Below are 12,031 nucleotides of genomic sequence, written 5' to 3' on the forward strand. Positions count from 1 at the left end.
ATGAGTGAAAAGGCATTGCTAAATAATAAACTACGAAATAGAATAACTCAGCTGGAGTATAAGGGGTTATCTGGAAGAGAAGATGAGATAAAGAAGATCTATAAAGAAGTTAAAGGAAAAAATCCTCCTAATTTTGAAATTTACACGAGCAAAGACATGGGGATAGGAAAAAAATCGGGGTTTGATGGTGCTGCTATCCATTTTTATGACAAAGAGAAGAAAGTAAATCAGGTTTATTATTTCATGAGAGGAACGGAACCAACCAAGGATTTTCCTGATGTTGTTTATGATGGTTTAGGTATTGGTGCTGGAAGCAACGATAATCAAATTGAAGATGCTCAAGAAATGTATAACAAGGTTGAGAAACATATTAATAAGAAACAGAATAAAAACTTAAACGTGAAAATTCAACACTATGGTGATGGTCATTCTTTAGGAGGAAACCTAATAGTTACATTAGGTTTAATCACGAAAGATTTTACAAATATTAGAGGGTTAAATGATGCTCCTGTAAATATTAAACAATTGAAAAGGGTAGATAAACAATTCTCTAACTATATAACGCAAATAAAAGGAAAGACTGAGGATATATCTACAAAAGAATTGTTAAAGTTAGCAAATACCTATTATGAAAAACAAAAAGCCACAATTAGCCATACTTGGGTAAAAGGTGAACCTATGCATGCGCAATCTTTCCCTGGCAGTTGGTATGCAGGTAATAAAGTAACCATGCTTGGAGATATGGATACAGAAGAAATGATTAATATTGGAGAATATCCTCTAAAAAGGTTAGCCAAATGGAACTTATTTTTAAAACTTGACGAAGTCAGATATAACTCTGGAGTATCCAATATAATTGGAGGATTATCTTTGGCAAACGCCCATGTAGACGACAGTGTTCTTCTCAATATTCCATCATATGTTGATGATGTGAAGGAAAAGCCGCTTAAGCATCTTCCTGGGATTGTGCTAGGAACAGAAGGCGCATTTTTCTTGACGAAACAGGCGATAAAAAGTCCTGGAGTTTTAGTACAAGGGATTAAAGGAATATCTCAAAGAAATCAAGCAAAACTCCACGGAATTAATTACGTTGTCAAATACACAGAAGCTAATGCTATGAAGACGTATTATCAGGTTTTTGATTCAGGATCTCAGGAAGAAATCTTGCTAGATTATGAACAAATGAAGAAGTTTGTTTATTACTGTGCTAATGCTATTAAAGACAAAGAAGCAAACTTAAATACACTAAAGCAGTATTTACATAGTGAAATTAACGAAGTCTTCGAAGCTAAGAAGAAAAAGTTAAAAATGAAAATATCCAGAGAAGAAGCTTCTCCCCAGTCATTTATGGAAAAGGCAGATAAAGACGGCGCTACCCTCGCATGGTTTGGACAAAAGCGTGTGGCTGAAAAAGTGACGTTTGACAAAACGTTTGATCCGCTAGACGATAGTGTATTTACTCCTGTTGAAGAGATCATTTCTTCTATTCAAGAGGAAGTTACATACTATCAAAAGTTTCTTGAAGCGTTCTTTCAAAATTTCGAGAAGATGATGGAAGCAGACGAATCGGTAGCTTCAGATATTAAAAGCATGAAAGAAGTAGTAGGGGGGATTTAATTGTTTGATTTTGATTTTACACACACAGGAACAACGAGCGGTAAATACACGTTTGAATTTGATGGTGATGACTTCAAAGGCGAGCAGGCAAAAAGGATTAAAGAGTTAATCAAAAAGGATCAAGAAGTAAATGAAAAGCTTTGGCATGCTAAAAGCTATTTAGAAAACCAAACGGGTGAGTTTGCGGATGCGGTTAAAAGTAAATTAGAAGCAGCAGAGCGGGGATATACGCTAAGGGCTCAGCAGTATGATACTGGAGCATTTCAGCATATTATGAGTTTTATGCATTCTGTTAAAGATATGCATAAGAGAGAGTACGAAATTCGATATAGAGAATCAATGGATGAAAGTGAATTAACATAAGGGATACTTCTATTCCTCAGACAGTGGTCTGAGGGATTTTTATATGTTGAACAATTTACATTAAGTCCTATTTATTTCAAAAGAGTAATAAAGGGAGTGTAGGACAATGAAAAAACGTACGAAGACCCTTTCCGCAATCATTACAGGAGCTGCTATTTTAATAGGAGGAATATGGCTGATAAACGAAAGCCGCTACCCAAACGTCCCTGCTTTTGATAATCACTTTCCGCGTGAATTCTTAAACAAAGATAAAAAAGTGGACGATGGGTTTTATGAGTTTAAGTCCAAGACAGGGCAGTATACAATTTGGTTTCCAGAGGAGTATCAAGTTTCACATAAATACCGCGAGGATTATACTAGAAATGGCGAATCATATGAAAATTGGTCAGCTGCTTATATTAAACCCTACGAAAGTGATCAACAAACGTACGCTATCAAGGCCGAATTTTCCGAGAACGACACAAAATCATAATCAATTTATGTAGAGAGTTTATTTAAAGAACAATTAGGCAGTAAAAAACCTAAACAGTTAGAAACCTCTAATACAAGAATTTATTATGATTCTGCCTATACATATTTTCACGGTACTAACCAACATATAGTGCATGACAGTAAAGAAAATCCACCCAACCTTTATGTAGCATATGTAGCAGATAAAAGCTCTGATAAGGTAATCAAATTAATATATGATAGTGTAGGGGAAAACACAGAAACAAATAAAATGGATAGAAAGAAATGGTTTTTAAAAATGCTAAAAAATATTCATTTTAACGAGGGGAAATAGTAGAGAATTTATAGAGAAGAAGAGGTAACAAGTTAAACGAAGAAAGTTATAAGATTTGTTTTAGCTGTTAGTATATTAGCTGTAGGTATGTAGGTATGTAGGTATAATGTTTTTTGGTAATGCTGTATATAGGCTATTATCGTTAATTTTTCAACGAGCGTCTATTTATCAGTACGAGCAATTTGTCTATGATTACAAACTAACGATAAGAGGTTATTGCGCTAAGTATCTGGTTAAACGTAAGTTTCACATATTAGATGCTTCTAGCGTTTGATTGGAGGGCAAGGCGAAGACTCCTGCGGGAAAAGCGGAACAGGTGAGACCCCGCAGGAGCGCAAGCGACGAGGAGGCTCAGCGGCCGCCCGCGGAAAGCGAAGCCTTGCACGGAAATCAAACGCGGTGTCACAAGCAATCTATACTAGTCCCTTTATTTAATTTGCTCATCTTTACATGGGTTGAGTTACTTATGTCTCAATCTCTTTTTTGAAACATCCTTTACAGCCTATCTATCAAAAGTATAAAAGTCTCTAAAACACTTCTTTGTTGCTATCATAAGCCCTCAGTAAGTCTCAAAATACCTAAATTACTTAATGGAATCTCTTCCTTTTAATGGACAATTAGCTGTTTTTAGGATATATTTTTATAAGTTTAGGTTATGGAAGAAATAGTATATTGAAAACGAAAGGTGATTAAACGAAAGAATGGATGCTCATGTTTTAAAGGAACTGACGTATGAAGACCTTCAGTTTGTATATCAGCCTATTTATGCGTTGAATTCGTGGGAGACGCTGGGTTTTGAGGCTTTGCTGCGCACAGCTTTCGCAAAAGGGCAGATTGAAGAGTTGTTTTCACTGGCAAGACGCCATAATTATTTGTACAAGCTTGATACGATGGCAATTGAAGGAGCGATTAAGCACTTTCCGTTTGAGGTGTTGAAATCAGAGGATTTATTTATCAATGTGTTTCCATCTACTCTTCTCCATCCACATTTTCAACTGTTTTTAACGTATCTGCTGAACACTTATAAAAATGCGAAGCATCGCATTGTATGGGAGTTAAATGAAACGCTTCATGAAAAGATTTTATGGGAATCACCTGCTCTTTTTGCCCGAGTAATGAGTTTGAAAGAGGCCGGTTTCAAAATTGCGATTGATGATTTTGGAGCAGGAGCCGCAGCGATGAGACAGGTAAGCATGTATGAGCCTCACTATATGAAATTGGACCGAAGCTATGCTGAAGGGCTAGCTGACTGCAAACAAAAGAAAGATCTGATTGATTTGCTTGTTAACTATTATCCGCATACGAATCTCATTTTAGAAGGCGTGGAACGAGATAAGGATTTAGCCGCAGCAATTTCGTTAAATCTACATGCTGCTCAAGGCTATTTGCTGGGCATGCCGCAGTCGATCTCTTCCTACTTAACTTATAATAAGTACCGCGGTTTATTCAGACGAGAACGGCTGCTGAACTCTTAACCCATACGCTTCACTAAATAGATAATTTATCGTAATATAGGAATGGGTAATTAGACTTATATGCAGCATAGATATCTTGAATTTTTATAAAATTATGTGATTTTGTGCGATTGTTAAAATATTTTAAGAGATACAGAAGACGTGTTGTTTTGGGATAATGAGTGAATTGCATATTAAAACAAGACGTTGAGTGAAATTCCAAAGGCAGATGGAGGATATGTAGTATGTATAGTGAAGGGATATTCCAATTTTATTTTATGAATATGCCGCAGCCCGTTATTGTAATTCAGCAAAAAAGACATCAGCTGTACTATAAAGAATGTAATAAAGCCGCTCAGCAATTCTTTGACAAAATGAAAGACAAGATAATCAATAAAGAAGAAAATCTGCTTTTTTACACACTTTGTGAAAAAGCCATTGCCACGAAAGAACCGATTCAATATCAATACATACAGCTTTTTCATCCCGAACGGCATGCATATGAAGTAACATTTACCCCTCTCTTTAATCAAGCGACAACCCCTTCACATGTCCTTGTCATGGCTCAAGAAATTCATTATAAAAAAACGCAGGAAGAGAGCACGCGCTTACTCGATGCGTTTCTAGAAAACACGGTAGATGCCATTCTAATTGCTGATTGTAATGAGAAGGTCTTAACAGTCAATGGAGCATTTGAAAAGCTATTTCAGTGGAGAAAAGAAGAAGTTATAGGAAAAAGCCGTCAAGAGATGGACATCGTATCAAAAGAAGAGGGAAAAGAAAACCTTAAATTAATCAAAGAATTAAAAAATGGTAAGCCGCTCCCTCCTTATGAAACAGTCAGGTACACCAAAAGTGGCGAAAGCGTGTGTGTATCTGTCAGCTGTTCACCGATTTATGATGATCAAAATCAACTGGTCGCCTATTCGGTGATTTACCGAGATATTACGCCTCAAAAAGAAGCAGAAGAACAGCTGGCTTATACAATGAAAGAACTTGAAAATATAAAATATGCGCTTGATGAATCAGCTAGCGTTATGATTCTAGATGCAAATGGAACTATCACTTATATAAACGATATGTATATACGTTATTCAGATTATCAAAAAGAAGATTTATTGGGGAAGTATTATCGAGATGCAGGGCTTCGTCATGACCTTTCTGAGCTGCGTGAGACAATCAAAAGCGGAAAAGTATGGCGAGGGGAGCTTGAAATGTGGACGAAGCATAATCAGTTATACTGGGTATCGAACACAATTGTGCCATTAAAAGATATAGACGGAAATATTACTTATTATGTCTCGATTCATAATGATATTACAGAACAAAAAGCGCTAGAAAATAAACTTCATTTTGAAGCCACTCACGATAGTTTAACAGGTCTTCCCAACCGGGCGATGTTATTAAAAGAGTTAAACAAAGTAATTGAAAAAGGGCAGAGAAAAAGCGATGAGTTTTTTGCGCTTTTGTTTCTCGACTGTGATAATTTTAAGCAGATTAACGATGAATATGGCCATCATATAGGCGACGAATTTCTAAAAGCATACACGAAGAGGTTAAAAAGCTGTGTGAGGAAAGGCGATCGCATTTATCGTTTGGGCGGAGATGAGTTTATCATTATTTTAAACGTAACAAATGGACGAGAAATTGAACAAATTGCTAGGCGAATTCACGTATCTCTTCAGCAAAGCTGGAATGTACGGGGCTATTGTTTGCGCACAACAACTACCATCGGTGTCTCTATTTATCCAGAAGACGGAGAATCGGCTGCTTCATTATTAAAAAATGCAGATGATGCGTTATATAAAGGAAAAAGAGAAGGGAAAAATAATTATATCCTCTACCAAACGTAAAAAAAGCCTCCAAAGAGGCTTTTTTATTTTATCCATGTTTTTGCCCACTTGCTGACGGGCCCTAAGATCATACCAAGCTCTGATCCTTTTTTAGTTAAGATATATTCAATACGAACCGGACGTTCAGGAATAACGTGCCGGATTACAATGCCTTCTTCTTCTAACTCTTTCATTCGTTCGGTTAACATTCGTTTACTCAAAGAGGGAATGCTGGTGTGAATTTCACTAAAGCGTTTAGGACCGCTCATCAGGACATAAATAATTAATCCATTCCATCTTTTTCCTATTATATCAAACGTTTTCCACACTTTTGGACATAACTCATCAAATTCATTCATTGATGTCACCTACTTTATCGTATATAGGATATTAAAAGTAACCACTATAATGTTATTATATACTAACATTTGGATAATGAAAAGGCTATCTTTTTTTATTTTCAAAACTTTCAGTAGCTTGGAAACGCTGTATTGTAAAGTTTTTAAAAAAAGTCACAAAATCGACATATTATTGTTGACGTATCAAGAAAAAAGGTCTAAGATTGGTTACATAAAGTTACCTAGTTAAATAAAAGGTACTTTAAATTTACAATTACATCAAGAGTTTGAGAAAGAAGGTTAGTATCAAATGGATATCCTTTTGGCTATTCTTCCTGCGATTTTCTGGGGAAGTATTGTCCTGTTCAACGTTAAATTGGGCGGAGGTCCTTACAGTCAAACGCTTGGGACTACAATTGGTGCGCTGATCTTTTCAGCCGTTATTTATTTCGTAGTTCATCCAGTGTTGACACCGCTTATTTTTATTGTCGGAATCGTTTCGGGATTATTTTGGGCAGTTGGGCAAAGTAATCAGTTGAAAACGATTGATTATATTGGTGTTTCAAAAACCATGCCAATTTCAACTGGTATGCAGCTTGTGACGACATCACTGTTCGGTGTTATCGTATTTCACGAGTGGTCAACAACAACAACCGTTATCTTAGGCGTGTTAGCTCTTATCTTTATTGTTATTGGTATTGTGTTAACATCACTAGAAAGCGAAAAAAATGCAGAGCAATCTGGACAATTCAAAAAAGGGATTATTACCCTTATTATTTCAACAATTGGATACTTAGTGTATGTAGTTGTCGCTCGTTTATTTAATGTAGACGGATGGTCGGCGCTATTCCCACAAGCTATTGGTATGTTAATTGGTGGCCTTATACTTACTTATAAACACAAACCGTTTAATAAATACGCAATTCGCAACATTATTCCAGGCCTCATTTGGGCAGCTGGTAACATGTTCTTATTTATTTCTCAACCTAAAGTAGGGGTTGCAACAAGCTTCTCATTATCACAAATGGGAATTGTTATTTCAACGCTTGGCGGTATCTTCTTACTTGGAGAAAAGAAAACAAAGCGTCAGCTTATTTCAATTACGATTGGTATTGTGCTCATCATTTTAGGTGGCGTATTCCTCGGAATGGCTAAAAGTTAACGTTTACGTAAAAGTTAATGATAGTATGTATGAATAAATGAAAACACTAGGAGGATTTTATTATGTATACAGATTTAAAAGATAAAGTAGTTGTAATTACAGGTGGATCAACAGGTTTAGGACGTGCAATGGCTGTTCGTTTCGGTCAAGAAGAAGCAAAAGTTGTTATTAACTATTACAACAATGAAGAAGAAGCTTTAGATGCGAAAAAAGAAGTAGAAGAAGCAGGCGGACAAGCAATCATCGTTCAAGGCGACGTAACAAAAGAAGAAGACGTTGTAAATCTTGTTCAAACAGCTATTAAAGAATTCGGTACATTAGACGTTATGATTAACAACGCTGGTGTTGAAAACCCGGTTCCTTCTCATGAGCTATCTCTAGACAATTGGAACAAAGTTATTGATACAAACTTAACAGGTGCATTCTTAGGAAGCCGTGAAGCAATTAAATATTTCGTTGAAAACGACATTAAAGGAAATGTTATTAACATGTCTAGTGTTCACGAAATGATTCCTTGGCCATTATTTGTTCACTACGCAGCAAGTAAAGGCGGTATGAAACTAATGACGGAAACATTGGCTCTTGAATATGCGCCAAAAGGTATCCGCGTAAATAACATTGGACCAGGTGCGATGAACACACCAATTAACGCAGAGAAATTTGCAGATCCAGAACAACGTGCAGACGTAGAAAGCATGATTCCAATGGGTTACATCGGTAAACCAGAAGAAGTAGCAGCAGTTGCAGCATTCTTAGCATCATCACAAGCAAGCTATGTAACAGGTATTACATTATTTGCTGATGGCGGTATGACGAAATATCCTTCTTTCCAAGCAGGAAGAGGCTAATAGTTTTTAATCGATGTAGAAAAAAAGACATGGCAAAATCGGCCATGTCTTTTTTTCTATACCTAAGCGAATGCCACCCCCCTTGCGGGGTTGGTGGCATTCGCCTAGGTAAAACCTTCTTAAAACAAAGAACTTTTAGAGAACATTCAAGGGAGTTTTTTGATCCCTTATAAGTTTGTTATATTAGCCAGCCATTTTTTTATCAGACGAATGCTGGTTTTTGTCTTTTAGTTTGCTGAAGATAAAGGCTAGCACTGAGCCTGAGATGTTGTGCCAGACGCTGAAGATGGCGCTTGGGACAGCGGCTAGTGGCGAAAAATGAGTGGAAGCAATGGTAACGCCGAGCCCTGAGTTTTGCATGCCAACTTCCATTGCCACTGCTTTTTGTTTGGCTAGATCCATTCCGCATAAGCGGGCAAAGAAGAAGCCGATTGTGAAACCAAGAATGTTGTGAAGAACAACTACGGCAAAAATGATACCGCCTGTTTTAGCAAGCTGTGCTTGGCTTCCTGCCACAACCGCAGATACAATCAAGACAATCGCGACTACTGAAACAAGGGGAAGAGCTTTGGAACTTGCTTCTGCAGCTTTCCCAAAAAACTTTTTAATCGTAAATCCAAGAGCAAGCGGAATGATGACAACTTGTATAATGGAAATAATAAGAGACATGATATCAATATCGACCCATTTGCTTGCAAATAATAGAATAAGAAGCGGTGTAACAATCGGTGCTAAAATGGTTGAAACAGAAGCGATGGCAACTGCGAGCGCAACGTTCCCTCGAGCCAAAAAGACCATTACGTTTGATGATGTGCCGCTTGGACAACAGCCTACTAAAATAACGCCCACTGCTATTTCTTTTGGTAAATCTAAGCCGATTGCCAAACCGAATGCGAGAAGCGGCATAATGATAAAATGCCCTACCACGCCTAGTGCTACTTCTTTCGGTCTTCGAAATACTTCGCTGAAATCAGACGCTGACAGCGTTAACCCCATTCCAAACATGACAATTCCTAAAAGCGGAACGATGTACTTTCCAATCCATACAAAGTGCTCCGGGAATGAATAGGCAATAACGGAAATTAAAATAACCCAAAGCGTAAATGTTTTTCCTGCAAATGTACTGATTTTCTCTATTGTTTTCATCTGTACGATACCTCCTGCGAACTATAAGAAGAAATTATACTATTTATTCAGAAAAATTAAAACAGTATTTTTGTAAAATAGTACAGAATATTTTATCTTTTGGAGATTATTTCAGCTTAAATGCAAGCATTCCTTCATTGAACGGACAAAATATGTGGTAATATAAAGAAGTTAGTTTTAGAAAGTCGGAGGAGTTTAGTCATGAAATTTATCTATATTTTGTCTGTCCTTCCGTTCGTAGGCATATTAGGGTTTCTCCCTTTTGTTAATCGAGTCACTCCGTTTGTTCTCGGTATGCCGTTCAATATGTTTTGGATGGTGATATGGGTGGTGCTTACGTCCATTATTTTAGGGGTTATGTATAAGCTTGATCCCAGAAATCGGGAAGGGGAAGAAGAATGAATAGTGCACTTATTATTATTTTACTATTTTTAGTGGCAGCTATTTTTCTTGGCATACGATCAACCAAAGGCAAGGATATGAACTTGGAGCAGTGGACGGTAGGCGGACGCGGTTTCGGGGCTGTTTTAGTGTTTGTGCTGATGGCCGGAGAAATCTATACAACGTTTTCGTTTCTAGGCGGAAGCGGATGGGCTTATGGAAAAGGAGCTCCTGCACTTTACGTCTTAATTTATATTAGCTTATCGTATGTCTTATCATACTGGCTTCTTCCGGTTATTTGGAAGTATGCAAGAGATCATAAGCTCGTTTCGCAGCCTGATTTTTTTGTAAGCAAATATAAAAGCCCTTATCTTGGTGTGCTTGTAGCGGCTGTAGGAGTGATTGCCGTCATTCCTGTTATTGTTGTGCAGTTAAAAGGATTGGGGATTATTGTATCACAAGCATCCTACGGCGCCATTTCAATGCCGGCAGCCATTTGGATGGGAGCTATCAGTTTAACGCTGTATGTGATGATATCCGGTATCCACGGTTCTGCATGGACGGCCGTTATTAAAGACATTATGATGCTTGCTGTGATTGGATTTTTAGGCATTTATTTACCTTTTCATTATTACGGAGGATACGGTCCGATGTTTGAAGCGGTGAATACAGCGAAGCCAGGGTTTTTAAAGTTTCCTGAGCAAGGATTAAGCGTCTCGTGGTTTATTTCGACCGTTATTTTGCTAGTACTCGGGTTTTATATGTGGCCGCAGGTGTTTAGTTCAAGCTATACAGCGAAAAATGCAAAGGTATTTCGTAAAAATGCAATCATTAGTCCTCTTTATACGCTGATGCTGCTCTTTGTATTTTTTGTTGGATTTGCAGCTATTTTAAAAGTTCCTGGTTTAAGCGGAGGAGACGTGGATCTTGCGCTATTACGGATCTCGATCCAAACCTTCGATCCTTGGTTTATTGGAATTATAGGAGGAGCGGGTTTGCTGACAGCGCTTGTGCCGGGATCGATGTTGTTAATGAGCGCGTCAACGCTGCTGGCGAAAAACATTTACAAACCGTTTGCGCCTCAAGCAAGCGAAGCGCGTATTGCTCGTTTAGCGAAAAGCTTTGTACCGATTGTGGCTCTTATTTCTGTTTACTTTACGCTAAATGGAGGAACGACGCTGTCAACGATTATTTTAATGGGCTATAGCCTAATGACACAGCTGTTTCCGTCTCTGCTTTTCAGTTTGAAGAAAAATAACTTTGTAACGAAACAAGGAGCAGCGTGGGGGATTGTTGCTGGAATTATTGTAGTGGCCTATATTACAATCAGCGGCTCTACGATTGGTACGTTATTTCCGTCACTGCCTCAGCAAATGAAGGATATCAACGTCGGATTTATTGCGCTGCTTATTAACTTTATCGTAATGTGCGCAGTCAGTATGCTCACAAAGCAAAACGAGGCTGGGACAAAAGTATGTTAGACGAAGTGAAAACGAACCATTGATCAACACGTTTGATTAGTGGTTCGTTTTTTTGTTAGGGTCAACGTTAGACCCTTCTAGCAGTTGATTGGAGGGCAAGACGAAGACTCCTGCGGGAAAAGCGGAACAGGTGAGACCCCACAGGAGCGCAAGCGACGAGGAGGCTCAGCGGCCGCCCGCGGAAAGCGAAGTCTTGCACGGAAATCAAGTGCGGTGTCACAAGCAGTTCAGCTCATGTCTCCCGTTTGTTCGTTTTTATATTAGATTCATCTCATTATGTCCCAGCCTCGTTTTTTCTAATCAAACAGCAAAGAGCCAAAGGACTATAATCATCCTTTGGCTCTTTACGTGGCTTTTAACCGATAATTTGTAAAATTTCCTACATCAACTGATTTACGCTAAAGCGGGAACTCGGTCGTTATAGTAAATAACTTCCGATAGGATCTTACACCCTTTAATCTCCTGAAATGTCTTTTTCGCCTCTACCTCTGATTCAAATTCAAACATAGTCGGACTTTGGTTTTTCGAGTAAACGGTAATGATCCACATTGTAAAATAAGCTCCCCCTATAAAATAATAGTTTTCCTTTTTAGTGTAGCTATCAGGTGATGTAATAATAATTGAA

General features: G+C 37.9%; 13 protein-coding genes. 11 read left to right on the forward strand and 2 right to left on the reverse strand.

Annotated elements, in window-relative coordinates:
- The 6 genes from ACOZIR_RS14410 (at position 1) to ACOZIR_RS14435 (ending at position 6,071) form a co-directional block, all read left to right on the forward strand.
- Positions 1-1,617: a DUF6792 domain-containing protein gene (locus tag ACOZIR_RS14410; RefSeq protein WP_098626078.1), complete on the forward strand. Its 1,617-nt coding sequence runs from the start codon at positions 1-3 to the stop codon at positions 1,615-1,617.
- Entirely contained in the window at positions 1,618-1,980 is a 363-nt protein-coding gene (locus ACOZIR_RS14415; RefSeq protein WP_310878215.1) for a hypothetical protein, read from the forward strand.
- Positions 1,981-2,086: 106 nt separating this feature from the next.
- Positions 2,087-2,452 carry a hypothetical protein gene (locus ACOZIR_RS14420; RefSeq protein WP_421535644.1) on the forward strand — a complete coding sequence of 122 codons (366 nt, stop codon included), beginning with the start codon at positions 2,087-2,089 and terminating at the stop codon, positions 2,450-2,452.
- 582 nt (positions 2,453-3,034) lie between these two features.
- Positions 3,035-3,199 carry a hypothetical protein gene (locus ACOZIR_RS14425; protein WP_169746673.1) on the forward strand — a complete coding sequence of 55 codons (165 nt, stop codon included), beginning with the start codon at positions 3,035-3,037 and terminating at the stop codon, positions 3,197-3,199.
- A gap of 266 nt (positions 3,200-3,465) precedes the next feature.
- A complete protein-coding gene (locus tag ACOZIR_RS14430) occupies positions 3,466-4,239 on the forward strand; it encodes an EAL domain-containing protein (RefSeq protein ID WP_421535645.1) in 774 nt (257 codons plus the stop codon).
- A gap of 224 nt (positions 4,240-4,463) precedes the next feature.
- Entirely contained in the window at positions 4,464-6,071 is a 1,608-nt protein-coding gene (locus tag ACOZIR_RS14435; RefSeq protein ID WP_421535646.1) for a diguanylate cyclase domain-containing protein, read from the forward strand.
- Between the two features lie 23 nt (positions 6,072-6,094).
- On the opposite strand, the gene ACOZIR_RS14440 is transcribed toward ACOZIR_RS14435, so the two are convergent.
- The gene (locus tag ACOZIR_RS14440; RefSeq protein WP_014461264.1) at positions 6,095-6,409 is read right to left on the reverse strand and encodes a winged helix-turn-helix transcriptional regulator; all 315 of its coding nucleotides are present in this window, start codon (positions 6,407-6,409) and stop codon (positions 6,095-6,097) included.
- Between the two features lie 289 nt (positions 6,410-6,698).
- Between ACOZIR_RS14440 and ACOZIR_RS14445 the strand changes: the two genes are divergently transcribed.
- Positions 6,699-7,550: a RhaT/GlcU family sugar-proton symporter gene (locus ACOZIR_RS14445; protein WP_025749619.1), complete on the forward strand. Its 852-nt coding sequence runs from the start codon at positions 6,699-6,701 to the stop codon at positions 7,548-7,550.
- 62 nt (positions 7,551-7,612) lie between these two features.
- Positions 7,613-8,398 carry a glucose 1-dehydrogenase gene (gene gdh / locus ACOZIR_RS14450; RefSeq protein ID WP_025749618.1) on the forward strand — a complete coding sequence of 262 codons (786 nt, stop codon included), beginning with the start codon at positions 7,613-7,615 and terminating at the stop codon, positions 8,396-8,398.
- A 183-nt stretch (positions 8,399-8,581) separates the two neighbouring features.
- On the opposite strand, the gene ACOZIR_RS14455 is transcribed toward gdh, so the two are convergent.
- Complete coding sequence (locus ACOZIR_RS14455; RefSeq protein ID WP_257042862.1) at positions 8,582-9,544, reverse strand: bile acid:sodium symporter family protein; 963 nt, start codon at positions 9,542-9,544, stop codon at positions 8,582-8,584.
- Positions 9,545-9,745: 201 nt separating this feature from the next.
- Between ACOZIR_RS14455 and ACOZIR_RS14460 the strand changes: the two genes are divergently transcribed.
- From ACOZIR_RS14460 to ACOZIR_RS14470, 3 genes are all read left to right on the forward strand, one after another.
- Entirely contained in the window at positions 9,746-9,946 is a 201-nt protein-coding gene (locus ACOZIR_RS14460; RefSeq protein WP_013055761.1) for a DUF3311 domain-containing protein, read from the forward strand.
- Positions 9,943-11,406 (forward strand): sodium:solute symporter family protein, encoded by a 1,464-nt coding sequence (locus tag ACOZIR_RS14465; protein ID WP_280157611.1) that lies wholly within the window; start codon positions 9,943-9,945, stop codon positions 11,404-11,406. Before ACOZIR_RS14460 ends, ACOZIR_RS14465 begins: the two co-directional genes overlap by 4 nt.
- 84 nt (positions 11,407-11,490) lie before the next feature.
- Entirely contained in the window at positions 11,491-11,670 is a 180-nt protein-coding gene (locus ACOZIR_RS14470; RefSeq protein WP_280157610.1) for a hypothetical protein, read from the forward strand.
- The last annotated feature ends 361 nt before the right edge of the window (positions 11,671-12,031 follow it).

It is taken from the genome of Priestia sp. D3YE.R1, assembly GCF_049199565.1.
Classification (GTDB): domain Bacteria; phylum Bacillota; class Bacilli; order Bacillales; family Bacillaceae_H; genus Priestia; species Priestia aryabhattai.

Excerpts from the sequence above, each read along its gene's own strand:
- ACOZIR_RS14410 (WP_098626078.1), top strand. The coding sequence starts at position 1 with ATGAGTGAAAAGGCATTGCTAAATAATAAACTACGAAATAGAATAACT.
- gdh (WP_025749618.1), top strand. The coding sequence starts at position 7,613 with ATGTATACAGATTTAAAAGATAAAGTAGTTGTAATTACAGGTGGATCA.
- ACOZIR_RS14465 (WP_280157611.1), top strand. The coding sequence starts at position 9,943 with ATGAATAGTGCACTTATTATTATTTTACTATTTTTAGTGGCAGCTATT.
- ACOZIR_RS14435 (WP_421535646.1), top strand. The coding sequence starts at position 4,464 with ATGTATAGTGAAGGGATATTCCAATTTTATTTTATGAATATGCCGCAG.
- ACOZIR_RS14430 (WP_421535645.1), top strand. The coding sequence starts at position 3,466 with ATGGATGCTCATGTTTTAAAGGAACTGACGTATGAAGACCTTCAGTTT.
- ACOZIR_RS14455 (WP_257042862.1), bottom strand. The coding sequence starts at position 9,544 with ATGAAAACAATAGAGAAAATCAGTACATTTGCAGGAAAAACATTTACG.
- ACOZIR_RS14445 (WP_025749619.1), top strand. The coding sequence starts at position 6,699 with ATGGATATCCTTTTGGCTATTCTTCCTGCGATTTTCTGGGGAAGTATT.
- ACOZIR_RS14460 (WP_013055761.1), top strand. The coding sequence starts at position 9,746 with ATGAAATTTATCTATATTTTGTCTGTCCTTCCGTTCGTAGGCATATTA.
- ACOZIR_RS14440 (WP_014461264.1), bottom strand. The coding sequence starts at position 6,409 with ATGAATGAATTTGATGAGTTATGTCCAAAAGTGTGGAAAACGTTTGAT.
- ACOZIR_RS14420 (WP_421535644.1), top strand. The coding sequence starts at position 2,087 with ATGAAAAAACGTACGAAGACCCTTTCCGCAATCATTACAGGAGCTGCT.